Origin of the sequence: Pelobacter propionicus DSM 2379 (assembly GCF_000015045.1) — a bacterium.
GTDB classification, from domain to species: domain Bacteria; phylum Desulfobacterota; class Desulfuromonadia; order Geobacterales; family Pseudopelobacteraceae; genus Pseudopelobacter; species Pseudopelobacter propionicus.
This window is the reverse complement of the sequence record NC_008609.1, coordinates 344,031-367,894: the sequence shown is the minus strand read 5'-3', so window position 1 is coordinate 367,894 and position 23,864 is coordinate 344,031. Positions and strand designations below refer to the sequence as shown.

The 23,864-nt window shown below is 59.7% G+C and carries 19 protein-coding genes and 1 tRNA gene; 9 read left to right on the top strand and 11 right to left on the bottom strand.

Features of this window, described 5'->3' with window-relative positions; genetic code table 11:
• From PPRO_RS01760 to PPRO_RS01740, 5 genes are all read left to right on the top strand, one after another.
• Positions 1–2,259 carry a hypothetical protein gene (locus PPRO_RS01760; protein ID WP_011734309.1) on the top strand — a complete coding sequence of 753 codons (2,259 nt, stop codon included), beginning with the start codon at positions 1–3 and terminating at the stop codon, positions 2,257–2,259.
• Between the two features lie 10 nt (positions 2,260–2,269).
• Positions 2,270–2,875 carry a class I SAM-dependent methyltransferase gene (locus PPRO_RS01755; RefSeq protein WP_011734308.1) on the top strand — a complete coding sequence of 202 codons (606 nt, stop codon included), beginning with the start codon at positions 2,270–2,272 and terminating at the stop codon, positions 2,873–2,875.
• 159 nt (positions 2,876–3,034) lie between these two features.
• The gene (locus PPRO_RS01750; RefSeq protein ID WP_041532087.1) at positions 3,035–4,123 is read left to right on the top strand and encodes a hypothetical protein; all 1,089 of its coding nucleotides are present in this window, start codon (positions 3,035–3,037) and stop codon (positions 4,121–4,123) included.
• Positions 4,124–4,226: 103 nt separating this feature from the next.
• Entirely contained in the window at positions 4,227–4,658 is a 432-nt protein-coding gene (locus tag PPRO_RS01745; RefSeq protein ID WP_011734306.1) for a hypothetical protein, read from the top strand.
• A gap of 31 nt (positions 4,659–4,689) precedes the next feature.
• On the top strand, positions 4,690–5,394 hold the full coding sequence (locus PPRO_RS01740; RefSeq protein ID WP_011734305.1) for an eCIS core domain-containing protein: 705 nt from the start codon (positions 4,690–4,692) through the stop codon (positions 5,392–5,394).
• Positions 5,395–5,425: 31 nt separating this feature from the next.
• Here PPRO_RS01740 and PPRO_RS01735 read toward each other — a convergent pair whose 3' ends face one another.
• From PPRO_RS01735 to PPRO_RS01710, 6 genes are all read right to left on the bottom strand, one after another.
• Entirely contained in the window at positions 5,426–5,764 is a 339-nt protein-coding gene (locus tag PPRO_RS01735) for a type II toxin-antitoxin system RelE family toxin (RefSeq protein ID WP_011734304.1), read from the bottom strand.
• 112 nt (positions 5,765–5,876) lie between these two features.
• Entirely contained in the window at positions 5,877–7,649 is a 1,773-nt protein-coding gene (locus tag PPRO_RS01730; RefSeq protein WP_011734303.1) for a restriction endonuclease subunit S, read from the bottom strand.
• Positions 7,642–8,700, bottom strand: a complete 1,059-nt coding sequence (locus tag PPRO_RS01725) for a virulence RhuM family protein (protein WP_011734302.1) — start codon at positions 8,698–8,700, stop codon at positions 7,642–7,644. The genes PPRO_RS01730 and PPRO_RS01725 overlap by 8 nt, the downstream gene beginning before the upstream one ends.
• A complete protein-coding gene (locus tag PPRO_RS01720) occupies positions 8,697–10,163 on the bottom strand; it encodes a type I restriction-modification system subunit M (protein ID WP_011734301.1) in 1,467 nt (488 codons plus the stop codon). The genes PPRO_RS01725 and PPRO_RS01720 overlap by 4 nt, the downstream gene beginning before the upstream one ends.
• Before the next feature lie 152 nt (positions 10,164–10,315).
• Positions 10,316–12,691: an EcoAI/FtnUII family type I restriction enzme subunit R gene (gene hsdR / locus PPRO_RS01715; protein WP_011734300.1), complete on the bottom strand. Its 2,376-nt coding sequence runs from the start codon at positions 12,689–12,691 to the stop codon at positions 10,316–10,318.
• Positions 12,692–13,053: 362 nt separating this feature from the next.
• Positions 13,054–13,140: transfer RNA gene (locus tag PPRO_RS01710), tRNA-Leu, on the bottom strand.
• Between the two features lie 261 nt (positions 13,141–13,401).
• Here PPRO_RS01710 and PPRO_RS01705 point away from each other — a divergent pair.
• From PPRO_RS01705 to rpmA, 4 genes are all read left to right on the top strand, one after another.
• Positions 13,402–15,882, top strand: a complete 2,481-nt coding sequence (locus tag PPRO_RS01705; protein WP_011734299.1) for a TIGR03960 family B12-binding radical SAM protein — start codon at positions 13,402–13,404, stop codon at positions 15,880–15,882.
• A gap of 40 nt (positions 15,883–15,922) precedes the next feature.
• A complete protein-coding gene (locus tag PPRO_RS01700; protein WP_011734298.1) occupies positions 15,923–17,446 on the top strand; it encodes an Rne/Rng family ribonuclease in 1,524 nt (507 codons plus the stop codon).
• A 114-nt stretch (positions 17,447–17,560) separates the two neighbouring features.
• Positions 17,561–17,869: a 50S ribosomal protein L21 gene (gene rplU, locus PPRO_RS01695; protein ID WP_011734297.1), complete on the top strand. Its 309-nt coding sequence runs from the start codon at positions 17,561–17,563 to the stop codon at positions 17,867–17,869.
• Between the two features lie 27 nt (positions 17,870–17,896).
• Entirely contained in the window at positions 17,897–18,151 is a 255-nt protein-coding gene (gene rpmA, locus PPRO_RS01690; protein WP_011734296.1) for a 50S ribosomal protein L27, read from the top strand.
• Positions 18,152–18,222: 71 nt separating this feature from the next.
• Here rpmA and PPRO_RS01685 read toward each other — a convergent pair whose 3' ends face one another.
• The 5 genes from PPRO_RS01685 to PPRO_RS01665 form a co-directional block, all read right to left on the bottom strand.
• Positions 18,223–19,191, bottom strand: a complete 969-nt coding sequence (locus PPRO_RS01685) for a DUF1848 domain-containing protein (RefSeq protein WP_011734295.1) — start codon at positions 19,189–19,191, stop codon at positions 18,223–18,225.
• Between the two features lie 24 nt (positions 19,192–19,215).
• A complete protein-coding gene (locus tag PPRO_RS01680; RefSeq protein ID WP_011734294.1) occupies positions 19,216–20,229 on the bottom strand; it encodes an ATP-binding cassette domain-containing protein in 1,014 nt (337 codons plus the stop codon).
• Complete coding sequence (locus tag PPRO_RS01675) at positions 20,226–20,924, bottom strand: GTP-binding protein (protein ID WP_011734293.1); 699 nt, start codon at positions 20,922–20,924, stop codon at positions 20,226–20,228. Before PPRO_RS01675 ends, PPRO_RS01680 begins: the two co-directional genes overlap by 4 nt.
• On the bottom strand, positions 20,921–22,174 hold the full coding sequence (locus tag PPRO_RS01670) for an ABC transporter substrate-binding protein (RefSeq protein ID WP_011734292.1): 1,254 nt from the start codon (positions 22,172–22,174) through the stop codon (positions 20,921–20,923). The genes PPRO_RS01675 and PPRO_RS01670 overlap by 4 nt, the downstream gene beginning before the upstream one ends.
• Positions 22,175–22,391: 217 nt before the next feature.
• A complete protein-coding gene (locus PPRO_RS01665; RefSeq protein WP_011734291.1) occupies positions 22,392–23,837 on the bottom strand; it encodes a glyceraldehyde-3-phosphate dehydrogenase in 1,446 nt (481 codons plus the stop codon).
• Positions 23,838–23,864: the final 27 nt, after the last annotated feature.

The window sequence follows — 23,864 nt, the reverse complement described above, 5'->3', positions numbered from 1 at the left end:
ATGTCCAGAGCAACCATCACATACACGGCAACCTGCATCGCGGCGCTGCTGTTCCTGATCCTGGCCACGCCGGGAAGCGTGCGCCCCACCGGGGAGTCTTCCGCCGCGCCGGCAGCCACGAAAGCCGAAACACCGACCTCCACATCACCGGCTCCGGCCACGACATCCACCACACCTGCCGTCACCACAAGCACGCCGTCTCCCGCCACGAAAGCTGCCACGTCCAGCGCCGCGCCAACGCCTTGCTGCGGCTGCAGAAAGCTGACGACCGGAGAGCTGAAAAGGATCAGGAATAACCGGGCAGCCATCAAGAGCATCCAGGAGTGTTACGCGAAGCAGGGGTGGTACACCGGCCCCATCGACGGCATCGTCGGCTCCCTGACCATGAAAGCCATGGAACAGTCCTGTTCAGGCCCTTCAGTCACCTCCGCTCCTCCCGAGGATGGCCTGGGAGTTGTCTACCGCCTGACCCGGGACGACCTGGAATGGATGAAGTCGAAGAACGACGTCCTGGACAAGCTCGACCCGCTACAGAACGTGGAGTTTGAAAGCAGGTACGACTTCGTCAACGCGGTAAAGAGCTGCATCGGCGAGAGCTACGACCGCTACCGGGACCTGATACTGGAAGCCGCGGAACAGCCTGCCCAGCCTTCCGGCGACGCCGACGGCGACCTGAACGTCAGCTTCATGCTGAGAGACACCTTTTTCGCGGAGCAGAGAAGTTCGAACCTTCCCAAACCGGTGGTGGAACGGCTCGCGGAGCTGGTGGGGAGCGAATACCCGGCACGGGCGCTCTTAGAAAACGCCCTGCGGGTGAGGGTGGAGACCCCCCTGGTCGCCAGCGGCGACCTGGAGAAGGGGGAGTTCACCACGGAGTACCTGGAGAAAATCCGGGAGCGGGCACGGAAAACCGAGCGGTTTGACGAAAGCAAGCTGATCGCCCTCAAGGGATGGTCCTGCGGCTGCGTCCGTGACGACCTGCGGGGAGAGGTGTACGGCTTCGTTCCCTTCTGGTCGGCCGGGGTGAAGCGGGAGCTGGACTTCAGCGTCCTGACCCGTATCGGCTATTTCGCCCTCGGTTTCGACGACCGGGGGAACATCGCCAAACGCTTTGACATGACGAAGGAGCGGGCCGGTTTCATCAACACGGCCCGCAGATACAACACCAGCGTGGACCTGGTGATCTACAACAACGACTGGCGGGCCTGGTCGCGCATGCTGGCGTCCAAACAGAGCACCATCGGCGATTCGCTGATCGAGAGTATCGCAGCGGTGGCAGCGCAGCGCCTGGACAACTCCCTCCTTAACCGGGCCAAGCCATGGATAACTCTGGGAATGAGCAGGGTTCCGGCCATAGTGGACGGCATCACCCTGTACTTCGACGGCTATCCCCACGATGACGCCGCCAGCGACTACCTGGTCTCCTTCATCACCAGGCTGAAGGCGCGGCTGCGGCAGGTGGGCAAGGGGTCGGGCTGGTACTACAACCTGAATGTCGTGGTCGCCATGGACGACCTGGGCACGGGGGTTTTCCGCGAGAACTACCTGAAACAGTTGGTGCCCAAGGTGGAACAGAGCGACAGGGACGAGTTCGACGCCCAGAACGATGTCGACCTGTTCATCGTCCTGCTGGACGAACCGACCGGTGAAACGAAAAAGACGCTGCGCCAGGATATGGAAAAGATGCTCAAGGGGATCCAGAGGCGCAACATGCTGAGAAAGATCGTCCCGTTGCTCAACCCGGCAGTGCAGCCGCCCGAGACAACGGACAACCACCAGTTCTTCGACGACCTGGTCTACTTCGAGGACAACTTCGGCGGGGTGGCCTTCTGGCCCGCGCCGTTCAGCGACATGCAGCCTGCCGCCGAAATCAACCGTCAGATCGCCATCGCCTTCGAGGACAGCGGCTACGACGATGTTCTCAATCAGCTGCTCACCCGCTTTTTCCCCTCCTACTGCCGCGTGGTGGGACCAAACCGCTGGCCGGTCCGGATCGCCTTCGACCTCCTGGCGCTGCTGATGCTGATTTACTTCCTGCTCTCGTTCCGGTTCTTCGAGCTGCGGCTGTTCTTCAGGAAACGCTTCTTCTGGTTCCTGGGAGTGGGGGGGCTGGCGTTTCTCCTCCAATGCTCCCTGTTCGCCTGCGATCCGTTCTGGAAGTACCGCAGGAGCGAGGTGGTATTCCTGGTCTTCCTGGCCCTGGCGTTCGTGCTGATCTGGCTCTACGTGAGGAAGATGAAGGAGTCGGACTACCCCTAGGAGTGCGGTCATGAACCTGATGGAAAAGGCTACCATCATCCATTTTCACCGCCACCGGATACGCGGATTTCCGGGCGGCTCGGTCGGGGCGCTGGGCTGGCGCGGCGAAGAGAACCAGAGCAGGCGCTTCCGGGTCATAGCGGGCGCCGGAGATTTCAGCGGCCGCTCCATCCTGGATCTGGGGTGCGGCCATGGCGACCTGGTGGGCTACCTGTCGGAGCGGTTCAGCGGCTTCGCCTACGTCGGGATCGACATGATGGCCGAGTTCCTGGAAGTTGCGCTGGAGCGCCATGGCCAGCGGCCGGACACCGTCTTCTACCGGGCAGACTTCACCCGGGTGGAGCTCCCCAGGGCCGACTACGTCTTCGCCTCCGGAGCCCTGGGGTATCGCTGCGACGATCCCGGTTTTTACCGGGAGATGATCGCCAGGATGTACGCCGCGGCGGAGCGGGCGCTGATCTTCAACATGCTGGACGCGGAGTTCTTCCCGGAGCACGAGCTGTTGACCGGCCACGACCGGGCGGAAGTCGTCACCTTCTGCCATGAACTGTCGCCCAGGGTCGAGCTGATCCGGGGGTACCTGGAGGATGATTTTACGGTGTGCATGTACCGTTGAGTTGCAGTTTTCACGAATGGACCGGAGGTTGGGATGGAAAGAGTTCCGAGGGAAAAGAACCATCAGGAGTCCGAAAGTTCGCAAAAAACTGCCCAGAGAGAATCCGGAAGGCATTCACTCCAGTGTCGGACTGCCACATGCCTCGACAGCAGTCCACGCATGGTGGAACAACGTCAGAAGTTGACCAGTTTGTTCGGGGACGCTGCACCATTTTCGCACTATAACTCCAGCAAACTGACACAACTGAATGCACTGGCCCATACGCAAGATATTAGCACTCATGTGGCTTCGGGTCAGAAGAAGCACCTTCAGCTCGCATGCTCAAATCAGGTCTCACCGCTTTCTGGTACTCCAGCACAACGACTCGTCGCTCAAAGCGACTGGTTGCGTTTCCACAATATCCGTAAGGATTCTGTTGAAATTGGAAAAAGCTGTCAGGGACCTTGGTCCGAATGCACTGACACAACCAGCAAGGGCTACCGCGAAAATGCAGAGCGACAACTGGGAGACGTAGCTCCGCTTAAGACCCTTTCTCAGCACGGTATTATTCCAAAATCCTTTGAACAAGGCCGCACGCCTGTCGCCATATCGCACCTAATTGCCGCAAGTCTCGGAGGACAAATCAAATTCCAGAATCCGTCAGCCAACATTCGATACCATCCTTTAGATTTGGAATATGGTGATTGGCAAAAGATGGAAGAAATGATTACGGAGAAAGGCAAGTTGGGATTCGTCACCGCGCGGAGTACGGAGACGCTGGCTCAACCAGATGAGATGGCGGATTATCTAGCCAAATCGATCCGAAGTTTGGCAGGCCCAGAAATAGTTGTATCCGTAAAAACACAGCTGAAATCGATTCTTGCCGCCGCACATTTTGTACCATACAGTGTTTCTTGGCAGTATACGGACGTGGAAGACGGCACTAGTTACGGCAAGACCTGGACCAACACGAATAACGTGTTGAATCCATTACATGTCGCGCCGGAAGTATGTGTTACCGCCCTGAAAGAGCTCGGAGTCAAGGGGTTGGATCATCTCCAAGGAGCTGATAATTCGTTTGTTTTTTCAACGACAGAAGAAATCTCAAACGTTCTTGGCAAGGCCGTCAGCGCAGTTAAGTACAAGAAATCGCTGACGGAAGTCGAGGAGATGCTTCATAAAACTCCTTTCTTCAAGTTTGGCCCAGGACAAGGAAAGCGCCCAAAGATCAATTTATCACTGGAACAATTGAAAGAGGTTTTCAAATAACCCCAAACGATTCACTACTACTACGTGACTCTTGTGCACGATATGCCCACACAAGACATACGGAGCTACCACAAAACAAAATAGCCACAACAAGGAGCCGCGCATGAGATCATCTACCAGAAAAATGCCAAAGGAACGCTCCGACACCTCCGTTTCTTCCCGGGAATCCATACAAACCACAACCCCTGCCAACGCCATCCCCTCCCACAACCTCACGAACGACCTGATCGCCGCCAGTCCCCGGCAGACGGCCCAGCGGCGGCTGGTGGCACAGCTCCAGGATGCGCGCCAGTTCAAGGCCAGCAAGGTGTACGCGCAAAACATCACCGGCTCGTACACCGACGCCCTGAACGTCGTGCAGCAGCTCAACGTCAGGGGCCCCTACCTGATCTTCCAGTACAAGTCCCACCCCAAGCACGTGGACTACGATTCCAAGGTCAAGGCGGCTCTGAAGGAGAATGGCGACGTGCCGGCTACCATACCGGATAAGTCGATCATCATCACCAATTACACGCAGTACGGAAAAGAGGCATGAACACCTACCCGTGTTGAGGAGGGAGCCAACGATGAAAAGCGCGCAGAAGAGGTCAAGAGAGGTGATAACCGGCCCGGCCACGCACCGCACACCGGATCATGCATCTGCTACCACTCCCCAGAGCCCGCTCCAGGAGATGATCGGCAACAGCCCGCGCATGGTCGCCCAGGGAAAACGTCTGGCCCAGTTCCAGTCCAAAACGGAAGACGAAGAGCTGGCCAAGCAGGGGAAATTTACGGCCCAACGCCTTCCCGAAGAGGAGGACGAGCCGAAACAGGGGACGTTCGCCGCACAGGGCAAGATGCCGGAGGAAGAGGAGTTGACGCAGGGAAAATTCAGCGCCCAGATGGCGCCGCAGGAGGAAGAGGAACCGCTGCAGGGGAGGTTTCCCGCCCAGCTCAAGCCGTCCGGCGGCATTCCCGATGGCCTGCGGTCGGGCATGGAACGGGGATTGGGCTCGGACTTCTCCGACGTGAGAGTTCACCCCGACTCCGGCAAGGCCACGGAGGTGGGGGCGCTAGCCTACACCCAGGGGAACGACATCCACTTCGCGCCGGGGCAGTTCAGCCCGGACACCAGCGCCGGACGGCAGCTTCTGGGCCACGAACTGGCCCACGTGGTGCAGCAGCGGGAGGGAAGGGTCAGCCCCACCACCGAGGTGGCCGGCATGCCGGTGAACGACGATCCGTCCCTGGAGAGCGAGGCGGACCGTCTGGGGAGCAAAGCGGCGGGATAAGCTGGCGTGAGATAGTGCCCAGAATCACGTATCAGGTGATCCGGCTGGCCCCGTTCTTGTGGTAGACATCGAAGAAGACCACGCTGTTGTCCTGGATCTGGTTGCAGAAGCCGCACTGCTGCTCCAGCTTCCTCCCCTCCTTGCGGCACCGCTGGCACCAGTGATAGATAAGCCGGTAGTCGCGGCGGCCGACGTACTTCTTGAGCCGCCCGTGGTGCCCGCCGTGCATCCAGCCGTCGGCATCGGCGGGGTTTTCCAGCAGACGCTCGATCACCCCCAGGATGCGGGCGTGGCCGGGAGGATCCTGTTTCTCGATCCTGGCCAGCTTGGCGCTGAAGGCGGGGGTGGGGAAATAGGTGAACAGGGGCATGGTCACTCCACTGAAATCTTCCAAATGATTCCATTTATCACAATCATCTTCGGGATTTGATCTCACACGAAGGCACGAAGACACGAAGGGTAAAAGATTTGATGGCAATTGTTCATATTGTAGCCATCACGGCACCCAGCAGTTCGGTCCGTTTGACGGTGGCAGCGTCAATCCGTTGCTCCAGTGTATCGCACAGGGCCATCAACTGGTCGATGCGGGCGACTATGCGGTGTTGTTCATTGAGGGGAGGAAGTGGAAATAACAACTCATTGATGATGCCGAGGTTTATGTTTTTCTGAGCAGTAGACGGTGCAAAGTGCTCCAAGTCGCCTTTTGCCACATCAATGAACACCTTAACCAGTTTTTCAAGGGATTTGTTTACTCCCAAGAATGCAACAACGCTGTCAGGAATACAGGCATCCATTCCAAGGAAGCCAGTTTCAGCGATATTGGCAGCGATGGTTATGCATAAAGTACCCTTTTCCCAGAGGCGACTTTGTTTTAGGCCGAAATCATTGTAGTAGCTGGTGCATGTCATAATTTGATTCTCAGTTGCCTTTGACCTTGAAACGTCGCCTGTCTGGACAAAGGGATAGGTGCCATGTTCAAACAGGCGCTTGTCGTTTCGTGGGCGATGTTTCGATCTTCCTCTTTCAAAAGCGCCTGCGTCTCCCAACCTCACCCATTCCCACCCCTTTGGCAGTTGGTAGGGCACTTTCTCCGGCTTGATGGGCGGCAGCTTGGTTTCTTTCCTTCGCGTCTTCGCGCCTTCGCGTGAGACCTTTTCCTTTTCGATCTCCCTCAACAATTCCGAAGCAGGCGGGTCGTTGGGGTCTTGGGGGACGAGGCGGCCCATGACGGCGAGCTGGAGGATGGCCTTGCGCAGTTCGGCGACGTTTTCCTTGACGGTGTAGAGTTCGCCGAAGTGCTTGGCGAGAAAATCAAATGCCCCACCGGTCTCACACGAAGGCACGAAGGCACGAAGGCTTGAAGAATCCTGGCTCACGCGAAGGCGCGAAGACGCGAAGTTTGAATCAAGAAGCTGCTTGATGGCGGCGGCGTGGACGGCCAGTCGCTTCTCCTCCCGCTCTTTCCGCAATTTTTCCAGCTCATCGCACCTGGCCATTAACTGGTCGATGCGGGCGACGATGCGGTGTTGTTCGGAGAGGGGGGGTAGTGGAATAATTGCGTCGTGTAATTTTTTCAAAGTAACACGAGTGATGGCTACTCCGGTCATTCCAGCTCGCATTTCTCCATAGAAAAACGGTGACCTGAGAGTAAATAGGAGGTATCGATTGTCCACTTGATGAGGTTGTTTCAACAATGCAACACTGGAAAGCATAGAAAATGGTTCTTTCAAGTCATTGATTGTGACAATCCCTGTTGTTGCCCCATCTTTAATGTATAGAATGTTCCCGTATTCAGGATCGCACCTGGAAAAAATTTCGTCGTGAACTTCTTCTGTTACATAAGTAGCATTGCTAATAAGCACACCATCATCTTTGATATTCTTAGCGGAAATGTATAAGAAATCGCCTTTTTCGTTATTGGGAGGTGAATGATGAGTTCCGTCTGTAATTTTTAACATCGCTTCACCCAGCCTCACCCACTCCCACCCCTGCGGCAGCTCATAGGGCACTTCGTCCGGTTTGATGGGCGGCAGTTCTTTATCTTTCCTTCGTGTCTTCGTGCCTTCGTGTGAGATCCTCTCTTTTTCAATCTGACGAAGCAGCTCCGAAGCGGGAGGATCATTCGGGTCCTGCTCCACCAGCTTGCCCTGCATGGTCAGGGTCAGGATCAGCTCGCGGAGCTTCTTTATCCCGTCGGGCGCGGCAAAGGCGATATCGAAGTGCTGTTCCAACAGTTGGGCGGTTTGTTTATTCATCGCCTTCCCCCGGTTTCTGAATCGCATCGATCTGTTTCAGCATCCGGTCGAAGTCGCTTTCAAACAGCCGGTCCTGCACGATGCGGTATTTCTCAAACTCGCTTTCTGCATGGGCTTTGGCGATCTCCGCCGTGACCTTGCCCGCATCCTGCAAAATTTCACGGTCGGTGGCCGCAATGAAGCGGTTCAGACGAACCTCCCAATCCTGCATGGTCATCGGCATCTTGCGCAGGGCCATATCCTCGGCCACATCAAGGTAGGCGTTCACCAGCCGGGCCAGTTGCGCCATTTCGTCTTCCGTCAGGTAGTTCTTGGCCACGCTGACATCGAACTTCTGGATTTTCCCTTGCGGGGCATCTTTCCAGGTGGTCAGGCCCATGTGCTGTTTCTCGGCATCGGCGCGGTTGACGATGATTTCCGCCGCCGTCTGGCCGTGGATGGCCCAATGGAGCTTGTTCTGCACGGTGGCGAAAAAGCGCTTGGTGGCCTGGGCGGTGACGTCGTAGTCGATGGCGGTGGCATAGATGTCGGTGATCTTCTGGTAGAACTTGCGCTCGGAGAGGCGGATCTCCCGGATGCGCTGCAGCTGTTCTTCAAAGTACTGCTCGGTGAGGATGGAGCCGCCGCTTTTGATGCGCTCGTCATCCATGACGTAGGCCTTGATGGTGTACTCATGAATGATGGTGGTGGCCCACTTGCGAAACTGCACGGCGCGCTCGGAGTTGACCTTATACCCCACGGCGATGATGGCGGGGAGCTTGTAGTGCAGGGTGTCGTAGCTCTTGCCGTCGGCGGCAGTTATCCGGAATTTCCGGATAACTGCATCTTCCTGCACCTCGCTGTCGGCAAAGATTTTTTTCAGGTGCCCATTCACCGTGCGCACGTTCACATCGTAAAGCACCCCCATCATCTTCTGGGTCAGCCAGATGCTTTCGTCGGCATAAACGGCCTCGACGCCGCCCGCACCGCTGGCGGCGACAAAGGTGAGGTATTCGGCGGCCGAGGAGCGAACGATGGAGACTTCCTTGCCAGGCTTTTTCTTCCTGCTCATGCCTTGCCCCCCAGGCAGGCCATCAACTCGGCTTTCAAGGCTGCCTGCGCCGCTTGGAGCTGGTGGACGATAGCCTGATATTCAGCCATCAACTCTTCCGGATCGCGGTGGTTGACCTCCACCTCGTGGGGGTTCTTGCAGTCCAGGTTGTAGGTGCGCTCGGCCAGCACCTTGGCCGAGACTTTCCAGGCCTGCTCGGTGGTCTTGCGCCCACGACGCTCGGCTCCGCCCCACCAGGCTTTTTCCAGATCGAACTCGGCGATGGTCAACGGCTTGGAGCGGGAGTAGGACTTGTACCCCTCTGGATAGGGGTGCTCGAAAAACCAGACCTCCCTGGTCGGGCCGCCTTTCTCGAAGAAGAGGATGTTGGTGGCGATGCTGGTGTAGGGGCTGAACACGCCTTTGGGCAGGCGCACGATGGTGTGCAGGTTGAACTCCTCCAGCAGCTCGCGCTTGAGGTTGGTCTTGGTGCCTTCGCCGAAGAGAAAGCCGTCGGGCAGCACCACGGCCGCCTTGCCGGTGTCGTGTTTCAAGAGGTGCATGATCAGCGCCATGAAGAGGTCGGCGGTCTCGCGGGTCTGGTACTTGCGCGGGAAGTTGTTCTCGATGCCGTCCTCTTCCATGCCGCCGAAGGGGGGGTTGGTGATGATCAGGTCCACCCGGTCTTTCGGGCCGTAATCCTTGAGCGGCCGGGAGAGGGTGTTGTCGTGGCGGACGTTGGTGGGCACGTCGATACCGTGCAGCATCATGTTGGTCATGGCCAGCATGTGCGGCAGCGGTTTCTTCTCTACGCCAAAGATACACTCCTGCAGTCGCGTGCGGTCGGCGGCGGTCTTGACCTGATGGTTCAGGTGCTCGATGGCGCAGGTGAGAAAGCCGCCGGTGCCGCAGGCCGGGTCGAGGATGGTCTGCCCGAGCTGGGGATCGAGCATGTCGACCATGAACCGGGTGACGGCGCGGGGGGTGTAGTATTCGCCCGCGTTCCCGGCCGATTGCAGGTCGGAGAGGATCTTTTCGTAGATGTCGTTGAACAGGTGACGGTCGCCGGATTTATTGAAGTCCACATCCTCTTCGATGGTGTTGATCACCTGGCGCAGCAGGGTACCGGACTTCATGTAGTTGTAGGCGTCCTCGAACACCGAGCCGACCACCTTGCCATGGGGCGACACACCGGCGGCGGTGGCCAGCTTCTTGAGCGCCGGGAAGAGGTCGTTGTTGACGAAGTCGATCAGCTCCTCGCCGGTCATCCCCTCGGGATTCTTGGCCCAACTGGACCAGCGGAAACGGCTGGGCAGCGGCGATTTGTAGCCGGGAACGGTGAGCTGCCACTCCTGTTCCTTGTCGTCAAAGATCTTCAGGAACATCAGCCAGACCATCTGGCTGATGCGTTGGGCGTCGCCATCAACGCCCACATCCTTGCGCATAATGTCCTGGATGGCTTTGATCAGGGTGGTTAGGGACATGATTTGATTCCTTTATCGGTTCACACGAAGGCACGAAGTCCTGTTTGAATCAGTCAAGTTGAGGCCCAAGATTCCCCTCCTCTGGAGGGGTGGCGCGAAGCGCCGGGGTGGTTCTTCGTGTCTTCGTGCCTTCGTGTGAGGCCATTGTTTTATCAGGCATACAAAGCCTCCTCCAACTCATGCACCGCCTGCTGATACTGCTCCAGCCCACCGAAGCCACGGATGATTTCCAGCGGGGTGCCGAATTCGGTAAAGGGGGCAATGGTGAGAATCTGCGTCTCTTCGATGTGGGCCACGCCTTCATCGGCGTATTTGTCCAGCAGGGCTTCCAGCACCCGGCGGGCCTGCTCACCGTAGTGGGTGAAGTAGTTACGCTTCTTCACCTGTTCGGCTCGCTCTTGGCGAGTGAGGGGTGGCATACCCCAGGCAACGTGACAGACCAGATCGAACGGGTCGAATACCTTGCCGGATTGCCGCCCGATCTCATCGGCAAGGGCATCGAAGAACACCCCCTGTTCGGAGAGTTCATCGATGATGGCCTGCTTCTTCTCGGTGCTGCTCCAGCGGCGGAGGAAATCATTCAGGGAGGTGTATTCCCTGGCCAGGGCCTTGCGGGTGTAGTCCCTGAGGGATTCGGTGATCAGGCGGCCGGCGGCATCGAAGTACTGGACCCGCTCCGCGGCAACCTTGACCTCCACAGTGGCCACGACGTAACGGCGAACGCCGCCTTCCCCTTCCGGGCCGGGTTCGGCGACACCGGTCCAACCCTTCTCTTCTCCGGGTTCCGGGTAGGTGACGCCACTACGTTCGCCTTCCTCCGGTACATCCGGCGGCACCGGTGAGTCATCCCCCCTGGGTTCGTAGATCTGCACCGGCTCACCGTCGAAATCGGGGTCGGCAAAAAGCTCGGTGGCCTTCTTGAAGTCGATGATGGTGAAGTAGTACTTGCCGTAGTCTTCGTTGATGCGGGTGCCGCGCCCGATGATCTGCTTGAACTCGGTCATGGACTGGATGCGCTGGTCGAGCACGATGAGTTTGCAGGTCTGGGCGTCAACACCGGTGGTCATCAGCTTGGAGGTGGTGGCAATGACCGGATATCTGCTTTCCGGGAAGATGAAGTTGTCCAGCTCGGCCTTGCCTTCCTCGCTGTCGCCGGTGATGCGCATGACGTACGTGCTGTTCTGCGCCACCAGATCGGCGTTTTCATTGACCAGGGCCTGGCGCATGCGCTCGGCATGGTCAATGTTTTCACAGAAGACGATGGCTTTGTCGAAACGGTTGGTTTTCTTAAGGAACTCGGTGATCTTCTGTGCCACCAGCTGGGTGCGTTGCTCCAACACCAGGGTCCTGTCGAAGTCCTTCTGGTTGTAGATGCGATCCTCGATTTCAAAGCCGTGCTTGTCGACCATCCCCTTGTCGGGCCGCCAACCGGTCACATCACGGTCGAGATCGATGCGCACGACCTTGTAGGGGGCCAGAAAACCGTCGTCGATCCCCTGCCGGAGGCTGTAGGTATAGATTGGGTCGCCGAAGTAGTCGATGTTGGAGACTTCTCTGGTCTCCTTGGGGGTGGCGGTCATGCCGATCTGGGTGGCGGATGAGAAATACTCCAGGATCTCCCGCCAGGCCGAATCGGCGGCCGCGCTGCCCCGGTGGCATTCGTCGATAACGATGAGATCGAAGAAGTCGGGGCTGAACTGCCGGTAGATGTTTTTCTCTTCCTCGTTACCGGTGACGGCCTGATAGAGGGAAAGGTAAATCTCGTAGGACTTGTTGGCCTGCCGCTTCTGGATCTTGGTCATGGCCGAACCGAACGGTTTGAAGTCGTTGGTCATGGTCTGGTCGATCAGAATGTTGCGGTCGGCAAGGAACAGGATGCGTTTTTTCGCCTTGGACTTCCACAGCCGCCAGATGATCTGAAAGGCGGTAAAGGTCTTGCCGGTGCCGGTGGCCATCACCAGCAGAATGCGATTCTGACCCCGAGCTATGACCTCGATGGTTATGTTGATGGCCAGCAACTGGTAATAGCGCGGACTTTTATCGCTGCCGTCGCTGAAATAGTCCTGCGTGACCAGTGCATTCTGCCGGTCATTCAGGCCACGGTGCCGCGCCCACCATTGCCACAGCGTTTCCGCGGTCGGGAATTCATGGAGTGCAAGCTCGCGCTCGATGATACCGTCCGGCGCGATCCTGTTGTGAAACAGGAAACCATCGCCGTTGGAGCTGAACACGAACGGGACGTGCAGCATGTCGGCATAGCCCAGCGCCTGTTGCATGCCATCGCCAATGCCGTGGTTGTTGTCCTTGGCTTCGATAATGGCAATGGGAATATTCGGCTTGTAGAACAGGACGTAATCGGCGCGTTTGTGCCTGGCCCGGGTATGCAGCTTGCCGCGAACGATGATGCGCCCTTTGGTGAGAGGGAACTCTTCCCGTATCTGGGTGGCAACATCCCAGCCTGCACGTTCCAGCGCCGGAGTGATGAACTTGGTGCAGATATCGCGCTCGGAAAGATCGTTCTTGTGCACTGAGCATCCCCATCGTTACCTACACGGTCAGAGCCGGGCAGAGCGCCGCTCTCCATCCGCCGCCTCCGGCACAAACAGAAAAGCCGCCCCCGTCAACATCCTGCTGACAAGGGCGGCTCTTGAAACCCTGCTATCAAATTTCCCGGCACGTGCACTCCGTCAGCTACCATTCAATAACAGCATAAAATCGCACAGATTTATTACGCCCTTTCATTCCCGGTGTCAACGGGAAAGGCGTCGGGCCGACGTCGGAAGGCATTGGCAACCGCAAGGAAAACGGACATCCGGATGTGCCTGGGAATCTCCGCGTTCCGGACGAAAAAAAGGGGCTGCGAAATAAATTCGCAACCCCTTATTTTTTGTGGTGCCGAAGACTGGACTCGAACCAGCACACCCTTGCGAGCACAAGAACCTGAATCTTGCGTGTCTACCAATTCCACCACTTCGGCGCTCTGGAGACCGTCTTATAGCATCAGCCCGACCCGAATGCAAGAAAAAAAATAAGGCATTTCCCTTGCCATTGTCGCACATGTTTTGATACATTCCGAAACCTCCCGATTGAGTTATACCGGCATCGGCACCACGGTACCCAGCGGTGCAGGCAACCGCGCGGACGACAGGACGTCTCCCTGCCGGGCGGCCTGCCCCGACCGGCCCGCGGCTCTCTCCGCGCCCCATGAAAATCTAACGCAAGGAACACCCACCAGACGATGAATCTTCTCGCCGTAGAAAAACCGGCCCGCTACATGGGCGACGAAATGGGCTCCATCCGCAAGAACTCGGCTGACCTGCGCGTTGCCCTCGCCTTCCCCGATGTCTACGAGGTGGGCATGAGCCACCTGGGGCTGCGCATCCTCTACCGCGTGCTCAACGAAATGGATGGGGTTGCAGCCGAACGGGTATTCGCCCCCTGGCCGGACATGGAACGCCAGATGGAGGAGGAGGGGTGCGCCCTGGCCACCCTGGAAAGCGCCACCCCCCTGGCGGAATGCGGCATTGTCGCCTTCACCCTGCAGTACGAGCTTTCCTACACCAACATACTCAATATGATGCGCCTGTCGGGTATCCCGCTGCTGGCGGCCGAGCGCGATGACTCCTTCCCGCTGCTGCTGGCGGGAGGCCCCTGCGCCTACAACCCGGAGCCGCTGGCCCCCTTCTTCGACGCCGTCCTGCTGGGCGACGGCGAGGAGGCGATCTCTGAGATCGCCAGCGCGACGTTGGCATCTCGACGGGCCGGCGAAAAGCGGGCCGACCTGCTGGAACGACTGGCCGCGATCCAAGGGGTCTACATCCCCTCCTTCTTCGAGGCGCGCTACAATGACGACGGAACCATCGCCGAAATAACCAGACTGCGGGGAGACAAGTCCAGCATCCGCCGCCGCTTCCTGGCCGACCTGGACGCTGCGCCCTACCCCACGGAGCCGGTCGTACCCTTCATGAAGACAGTGCACGACCGGGTGGCGGTGGAAATCGCCCGCGGCTGCACCCGCGGCTGCCGCTTCTGCCAGGCCGGATACATCTACCGCCCCCTACGGGAGCGGTCGCCAGAAACCATCATTGAGCTGGTGAAGAAGACCCTGGCCGCCACCGGCTACGACGAGGTCTCGCTGCTCTCCCTCTCCAGCGGCGACTACTCCTGCGTCTCGCCGCTGATCACCCATCTGATGAAACGCTATGCCCAAGAGCGCATCGCCCTGTCGCTCCCCTCACTGCGGGTCGGCACCCTGACCGACGACCTGATCAGCGAGATCAAGAAGGTGCGCAAGACCGGCTTTACCCTGGCTCCCGAGGCGGGGAGCGAACGCCTGCGCAGGGTTATCAACAAGGGGATCAGCGAGCAGGATCTGCTGGAGACCGCCTTCAACGTCTACCAGGCAGGGTGGCGCTCCATCAAGCTCTATTTCATGATCGGCCTGCCCGGAGAGACCAGCGAAGATGTGGAGCAGATATCCATCCTGGCCCGTCGGGTCAAGGATCAGGCCAAACAGGCAGCCACCTCCGGCGAGGTGAACGTATCGGTCAGCAGCTTTGTTCCCAAGGCCCACACCCCTTTCCAGTGGGAGCCGCAGATCTCCATGGAGAACATCAGGGAGCTGCAGTACCAGCTGCACCTGGATCTCAAGAAGCGCAAACTGAACTTCAAGTGGCAAGACGCGGCGCTCTCCTTCATGGAGGGGGTCTTTGCCCGCGGAGACCGCCGCCTGGCGCCGGTGCTGATGCGCGCCGTGGAACTGGGCTGCCGCTTCGACGGCTGGGGTGATCACTTCTCCCTGGAGCGCTGGTTGCGGGCCTTCCAGGAGTGCGGCATCCGGCCCGAGTGGTACCTGCGTCGCCGGGAACTGGACGAGATTCTCCCCTGGCAGCACCTGGACTGCGGTGTGACGCGGGAATTTCTGCTCAGGGAACGGGAACTGGCCCTGGCCGAGGGATCGACACCGGACTGCCGTACAGGCAGATGCAGTGCCTGCGGGGTCTGCGATTTCAAAGGCGTGAAGCCCCGGCTCTTCCGGGACGCCTCCATCCCCTCCCTGGAAGAGCGGGCTCCGGAGAACAGCGGGGGCGATGCAACGGCCCGGCTCCGCATCCGTTTCGCCAAACAGGGGGCCATGCGCTTCTTGAGCCACCTGGAGCTGCTGACCGTCTTCACCCGCGCCGTCAGCCGGGGCAACGTGCCGATCCTCTTCTCCCAAGGCTTTCACCCCCATCCACGCTTCTCCTTTGCCACGGCAACCTCCGTTGGCGTTGAGTCCCTGGCCGAGTACATGGACATGTTCGTCTCCCCCGGGACCACGGCGGAGGAGATCATGCAACGCCTGAACCAGGCCCTCCCCCGGGGGCTGCGCGTCCTTGAGGCGCAACTGATCGAGCCCAAGTCCCCTTCGCTCTCCACCCTGATCGAGGGCACACGCTACCGCATCACCCTGGGAGAGAACTGGTCCGGCAAGCTGGACGAACTGTGCGACGCCTTCCTCGGACGCGACAGCTTCGTCATTCAGCGTAAAAAGAAGGGGAATGTACAGAGCATCGACCTGCGCCAGGAACTGATCGAGCTCACCCCATGCGGATCCGCCCTGGAGCTGACCGCGCGCAGGGGCAAGGCGCTGGAGTTCGCCCACGCCATTACCGGCGACAACTCACTGGGTGGTGACGACATGCGCGTCGAGAAGCTGGAGGTCATCTTCTCCGCCTGACCGGTAAAATGCTTACATTGACATATAGAGGGGTTTTTCCATGGCAACAGAGCTGGTTATCAACGCCACGTCCCATGAAACCCGTATCGCGCTGATTGAGAACGGCACCATCGCCGAACTGCACATCGAGCGCACCCGGGAAAAGGGAATCATCGGCAATATCTACAAGGGCAGGGTCATCCGCGTCCTGCCCGGCATGCAGGCCGCCTTCGTGGACATCGGGCTTGAAAAGGCGGCCTTTTTGTACGTGGCCGACGTATTCGACGCCATCGAGGAGTACGAATCGCTGCTGTACAACGGCAAGAAGGAGCACGAGCCGAACGGCGACCAGCTGCCGGCCAGCCAGCCCGATTTCAAACCGCTGCACCCCATCGAGGAGCTGCTCCAGGAGGGACAGGAGCTCTTGGTACAGATCTCCAAGGAGCCCATCGGCACCAAGGGGGCCCGCATCACCTCCCACATCTCCCTGCCGGGGCGCCACCTGGTCTACATGCCCACCGTGGACCACGTGGGCATCTCGCGCCGCATCGAGGAAGAGAACGAGCGCGAACGCCTGCGCGAGGCGGTTGAGCGGCTCAAGCAGCCCGGCTCCGGCTACATCGTCAGGACCGTCTCCGAGGGAAAGAGTGAGGAGGATCTGCTGTCGGACATGCAGTACCTCTCCACCCTGTGGGGCGAGATCACCAAGCGCAAGGAGAACGCGCCGGCCCCCTCCCTGATCCACTCCGACCTGGACGTGATCCAGAAGGTGGTGCGCGACATCGTTACCGAGCAGGTGGACACGATCATCGTCGACTCCAAGCCGGACTATGACCGCATCGTCCAGTTCATCACCACCTTCATGCCCAAGATGAAGTACTCCATCGAGCTCTACGACGACGAGGAGCCGATCTTCGACCACTTCGGCCTGGAGGTGGAAATCAGCCGCGCCCTGGGACGCAAGGTATGGCTCAAGTCGGGCGGCTACATCATCATCGAGCAGACCGAGGCCCTGACCGCCATCGACGTCAACACCGGCCGTTTCGTGGGCAAGCACAACCTGGAGGACACGATCCTCAAGACAAACCTGGAGGCGGTCAAGGAGATAGCCTACCAGCTCAGGCTGCGCAACATCGGCGGCATCATCATCATCGACTTCATCGACATGGAAAAGGAGGTCAACCGGGACAAGGTATTCACCGCCCTGGAAGACACCCTGAAGAGCGACAAGTCCAAAACAAACATCCTCAAGATCTCCGAGCTGGGGCTGGTGGAGATGACCAGAAAAAGGGTGCGGGAGAGCATCGGCCGCATGATGTGCGAACCGTGCACCTACTGCGAGGGGCGCGGCTACATCAAGTCCAAGACAACCGTCTGCCACGAGATCTTCCGGGAACTGCGGCGCGAGATGCTGGACTCCCGCGGCACCAAGGCCATGGTGTCGGTGCACCCCCAGGTGGCTGACCTGCTCTACGACGAGGAGCGGCGGGGGCTGGAGGAACTGGAGAAGAAGTTCAGGAAGCGCATTACCGTGCGCGCCAAACCGGGCTTCCACCAGGAACAGTTCGAAATCATCATCAGCTGAACAGGCGAAGCAACTGGCACGAGCCGTGGCCAAGCCAACTTTTTACTTGACTTGTGACCCTTTGGTCACTATAGTTCAAAACTCTTTTAAAAATGATGCGCATGGAGAAATGATATGTATGCAGTTATCAAGACCGGTGGCAAACAATATAAGGTAGCCGAGGGCGAATTCCTCAAGGTTGAGAAGCTTGTCGGCGAGGTTGGCGACAGCGTCGAATTCGGCGAAGTACTGATGATCGGCGGCGAGAAGATCGTGGTGGGTGCGCCCCATGTGGCAGGCGCCACGGTAACCGCCAAGATTGCAGTCCAGGGCAAGGACAAGAAGATTCTCGTGTTCAAGTCCAAGCGTCGCAAGGGCACTCGCAAACTGCGCGGCCACCGTCAGCACAAGACCGTGCTCAAGATCGAGAAAATCAGCGCATAATTACATCTTTTCCCAGGAGTCAGGAAAATGGCACATAAAAAAGCGGGCGGAAGTTCACGTAACGGCAGGGACTCGAAAGGCCAGCGTCTCGGCTGCAAGAAATTCGGCGGCGAAACCGTCAAGGCAGGCAACATCATCTATCGTCAGCGTGGAACCCAGATCCACCCCGGCAACAACGTGGGTTGCGGCAAGGACTACACCCTGTTCGCGCTGATCGAGGGCATCGTAACCTTCGAGCGCATGGGTCGCGACCGAAAGAAGGTTTCCGTTTACCCCAACTAGCACTCCGCTTTAACACGGCATGCAGAGCTCGGAAGATCCGTCTTCCGGGCTTTTTTGCGTCCCTCTTTCCCTCAGAACAGGGGATGCTGGCCGCTCTCCGTCTCCTTCACGGGCCTGACGGCTGACCGCTCCAACGGATAGTCTCCGATCAGGGCCGATCCTGTTGGATTGTGCTTCTTCAGGTTGGCGGCGACCGCCTTCGGGCTGGCATTGGCATAGCAGTAGACGCACTGAAAGGGGCAGCTGTTGTAGGCCCCCATGTCCACCGACTCCACGCAGCCGCACTCCTTGCGCTGATACTTGTCCTTGGAAAAGTTTCCCCGGTTGCCGAACAGTTCCCGCACCAGACCTCCGTCGATGCAGTGGCCATGCCGGATACCGATCCGCTCCAGCTCCTCCGCCTCCGCGCAGGAGCAGAGCTCCATGCCGTTGTCTTCCGCGCTTGCGCGCATATCCGCCAGCAACCTCCAGCGCTCCGCCGCGAACCCCTCCCCCCTGACGTCTTGGATTACGACCCCCTGCTCCCGTTGGATGCCCCTGAGGCGGCCCCTGGCCTTGCCGTAGAAGTCCAGGAAGCTGAACATGACCCGTAGGCTTGCGCCACGCAACTCCGTGGCCATACGGTCGAACATTTCCCTGTGGTACTCCAGGGGTGTGCGGCTGCTGAGGATCAGCGGGTCGTAGCGCCAGACCAGCCGCCGGGGACCGATCATCTCGCTCAGGGTGCGGAAGGTATGGATCCGCTCGGACAGAGAGGGAAGGTTGGGCTCGAAGGACCGTTCATAGGGATTGAGGGTGAACTGGACATAGTAGTTGAGTCCCCGGTCATCCAGTTCAGCTAAAAAGGGGAAGAGCGGCTTGGGATTTTTGGTCCAGAACACGATGGCGTCCACGTCCTCCGGCCTGAGACTTATCGCCTTGACCTGATGGGCGTTAAAGGGATTGACCCGGTGGAAGAAGCCCTGGCGCACCCGTTCCATAAACCAGTGGGCAAAGAAGGCCGGTATGTCGCTGCGTCTGCTGGCGGAGATGATGGCCATGGCTCTCCTACCTCCTCACTTACCTCATACCCCCTCGATCCGCTCTCCCCTGCGCAGGGCGTTGCGCACCGCCTGGAGGCAGTTGTCCATCTCCTCGAAGCGGGAGAGGTTGGCCCGCTCAACAGCACTGGTCTCCAGTATGCGGGAGATGCCGCCGTTTTTGATCACCAGACGACGGTCCCCCATCAGGGCCAGGACCGGGTCGTGGGTGGCCATGAGCACGATCTTGCGCTTGTCCACCAGGGTGCGCACCGCCCGCTTGCGGTCGATGCCGGCATTCTCGATCTCGTCGATCAGCACGATGGGGGAGCTGCTCAGACAGGAGGTGTCGGCGATCATCAGGGCCCGGGACTGGCCACCGGAGAGGGAGGTTACCGGCGTGGCGGGGGAGAACTTCTCGCCCGCCAGGTCGTTGGCCAGTCCGATGATGGTGGCGGTAACCCCTGCCACATCTTCCACCATGCGGCTCTCGGCGTGCATGGCGACGAACTCCTCCACGGTCATGTCCATGACGAAGTTCATGTTCTGGGAGAGCTGGGCCACCAGCTTGTGATCGATGGAGAAACGCTTGCCGGCCTCCGGCGCCTGACCGTTAATCAGGATGATCCGGCCGGTGGGACTGTCCCCCTGGGCCATCCACTCGATGTCGGCCAAAAGTCGGCTTTTTCCCGAGCCGGTGGGACCGACGATGCTGATCACCTCTCCCGGCCTGACGGTCAGTTCCAGCGCCTCCTGGTTGCCGTCCTTGTCGTGCCCCCCCCGGATGGTGACCGACTCCACCCCCTGATTGAGGCGGGCGCTCTTCAGACCATCCATGAGCCGGACAAAGGCGGCGAAGCGCTCGCCGAGCTCGCTGCGCTCGATGCCCAGATCCTCCAGCAGCCCGGATTCGAGGGAGGCAAAGTAGTCGGTCGCGCTCTCCCCTTCACGCGGGAGGCAGAGCCCCAGGCTGGCGAAAAAGTCCCGCAGGTTCGGCTCGCTGCGCAGCAGTTCGTCACCGTCCATCCGCAACAGGGTGGTGATGCGGTCGCCGTTCATGGCAGTTCCCCCTGGAAGCACATCTTCCTGACGTTACCCATCTGGTAGTCGCTGCCGATCTTGCGCTGCCCCAGGCAGTAGGAGCAGAGCGCAGCCGGCATGCTGAAGCGCAGCAAACGCCCCTCCAACTGATCCGTCTCAGGAGCGCTCATCAAAAGCCTGCCCAGCTCGTGCCCCCCCTGGCCGGTCAGGCCGTTGACCTGCAGGATGGTTGCCGGGCCATTCACCTGGCGCACCCGATAGGCGAAGACCTCCCGTTCGGCCTGGGAAACGATGTCCCCCTTGGTGATCACCACCAGGTCGGCCATCTTCAGCATGGGGCCGATCTTCCTGGGGGTATCCACGCCGCTCAGGTTGTCTATCACGCAGACCGCCAGCACCCCCTGGATGTGAGGGGCGCAGCGGTTGCACAGGCCGGCGCTCTCGATCACCAGCAGGTCGAAACCGCTCTCCACACCCCAGGTCAGGCAGTCTTCGGCATTGCTGACAAAGAAGTGGTCGGGGCAGAGGTTGCCGGATATGCCGGTGGTGACCGGGATCCCCTGTTTCTCGTACAGGGACTGATCCTGGGTGGAGAGGCTGTCGAACTTGACCACCCCCACCCTCGCCCCCTCCCGCATGAGCGAGCTCAGGGCCTTGATGGTGACAGCGGTCTTGCCCGACGACGGCGGGCCGGCAACGGTGACCAGCCTCACCGCTCTTCCCCGCGGAAGGAGGCCAGGAAGATGGCATTGGTCTCGGCGATCAGACTCTTGAGGTCGTTGTTCTTGACGTACTCCCAGCCGATCCACTTGAAGCGGGCGTCTTTTGGCAGCCGGTTGTCAACCGCCGGGTGCAGGGCGGGGAAGGAGGCTCCGGCGCAGATGGCGGCCACCCGCGGGCCGATAAGGAAGTCGATCAGGGGGCGCAACTGCTCCCGCTTTTCGCTTTTGACCAGCATGGTGACCGGACTGACCAGGGCGCCATCCTCGGGCCAGATCACGCTGACCCTGTCGCGGTTCTTGATGGTGTTGGCGAAGAAGAGCGGCATGACGCTGATGGCTGGGGTCTCCTGCTGACCGCTGCCGGCGGCCTTGACCATCTGGGAGGGGTGCCATCCCCAGGCAACATTGCGCCCCAGACTCTTAAGCCCCTCCTGGCCGAAATCCTTGAACAGGGAGAGCAACAGGGTTTCGCAGAAGGTCCCCACCCGGTTGCCCCGGATGGCGATGCTCTTCTCGTACACCGGATCCAGCAGATCCTCCCAGCGCCGCGGGAGGGGGCGATTCCCCAGGCGGGTATGGTCCACCACCGGCAGCAGCAGGTTCATGGCCAGCAGGGAATAGTGGCTGTCCGGGTCCACCACCCCCAGGGGGGAGAGATGCCGGTCGCCGGAGGAGAGGTTGACAGCAGCGAAGCATCCGCTCTGGATGAAACGCCGCACAAAGCCGGGATGGTAGAAGCTGTTGAAGCCGGGGGTGATGACAATGTCCGGAATCTCATCCACGCTCTGGAAATGATCCGCGTAGTCGGCGTACTCGATCTGGTTGTTGGCGTTCCCCTCGATGCGGCAGGTGAGTCCGGCGCGCTCCTGGGGGCCAAGCTCCTCCAGGAAGTCGTTCACGGCCTCCTCCAGCGGCACCTTGAGAGGACAGGGGAGCAGGGCGAACAGATTCAGGGGACGGGAAGGGGAATGGGCCGAGTTCAGGGATTCGACGGCGATGGCGTCATTCAGCAGCCTGCAAAACGATTCCACATTGATGCCAGCCGCCCGCAGGGCGGTACGCAGGGTCAATGCCCGGCCAAAGACTTCCCGCACCTGCTGATCAACAAACAGGTGGAGACCGTTGGAGCTTAAAACCGGCACTGTCTCCGGATGGCGGGACACAAGGTCATGGATGGTCAGGTCCAGCAGGGAATCGGGCATTGAGCGCTCCTCGGTGATGGTTACGGTCACAGGGTTCATAACCCTCCATGCTCACCCCATGCCAAAACAACCAGCCACAAACAATCACCTTATTGCAGCTAGTTATCGTTCACAGGGCTGCCTAACCCCAGGGATGTGGCGCATTTTTCATCAGAAGCATCACCGGATGCGGCGAAACTGCCCAGCGTCCACTGAAACAAAAAGGGCCACGACTCTGGTCGTGGCCCCACGGCACTATCCGAAACCGCGCCTCAGCCTACAGCGGCAGCGAGGGGAGCTCCACCCCGGCCATCTTCTGTACCATGCGCACTACCTGGCAGCTGTAGCCGTACTCGTTGTCGTACCAGACGTAGAGAACGCAGCGCTTCCCCTCGGCGATGGTGGCCAGGGAATCCACCACTCCGGCCTGCCGGGAGCCGACGAAGTCGCTGGAGACGACCTCGGGGCAGTTGGTGTAGCCGATCTGGTTCTGCAGGGGAGACTCCAGGGAGATGTCCCGCAGGTAGTTGTTGACCTCCTCCACCGTCACCTCCTGGGTCAGCTCCATGTTGAGGATCGCCAGGGAGACGTTGGGGGTGGGCACGCGAATGGCGTTGCCGGTCAGCTTGCCAGCAAGCGACGGAACCACCTTGGCCACCGCCTTGGCCGCACCGGTCTCGGTGATGACCATGTTCAGGGCAGCGCTTCTGCCGCGGCGGGATGCCTTATGGTAGTTGTCGATCAGGTTCTGGTCGTTGGTGTAGGAGTGGCAGGTCTCCATGTGGCAGTGGACGATGCCGAAACGGTCGTTGAGGGTTTTCAGCACCGGCACGATGGCGTTGGTGGTGCAGCTGGCGGCCGAGAAGATGTTCTCCTCCGGGGTGATCAGCTCGTTATTGATGCCCGGCACCACGTTGGGGATGTCCCCCTTGCCCGGAGCGGTCAGGATCACCTTGCTGATGCCGGGCGCCTTCAGGTGCCTGCCCAGCCCCTCGCGGTCGCGCCACTTGCCGGTGTTGTCGATCAGGATGGCGTTGTTGATGCCATACTGGGTATAGTCCACACTCTCGGGGGAATCGGAATAGATCAGGCGGATCATGTTGCCGTTGGCGATGATGGCGTTCTCCTCTTCGTCAACGGTGATGATGCCGCCGAAGTGGCCGTGCACGGAGTCGCGCTGCAGCAGGCTGGCACGCTTGAGCAGGTCGTCGGCGGCTCCCTTGCGCACCACGAAGGCCTTGAGGCGGAACTTCTCGCCCCCCCCCTTCTTCTCCACCAGGATGCGGGCCAGCAGGCGGCCGATGCGGCCGAAGCCGTAGAGGACGATATCCTGGGGCTCGTCCAGCAGGGGGCCGCAGCCGGTGTTGACCGTGGCCAGCTCCTGTGCCACATACTGGTCCAGGGAGAGGCTCCCCTCCTGCCCCGCGTAGCGGACAGCCAGTTTGCCCAGATCGATGCGCGCCGGAGCGAGATCCAGTTTGGAGATCGCCTGCAAAACCGGGAAGGTCTGACGGACCGACAGTTCCCTGTCCAGGATCCGCCGGGCAAAACGATGGGCTGTCAGGATCTCGATGGCGGTGCTGTGCACCAGTGAACGACCGTAGATGGTGGTGACAATGCTCTTCTCCCGGTAGAGGCGGCCGATCAGGGGAAGCATCTCTTCGGCGCACGCCTCGTGGTCCAGCCATTCATTCAGATATTCGTCCTGTTTTGCCAAGTTCATCCGTTTCCCTCCGTCTCTGTATTCAAA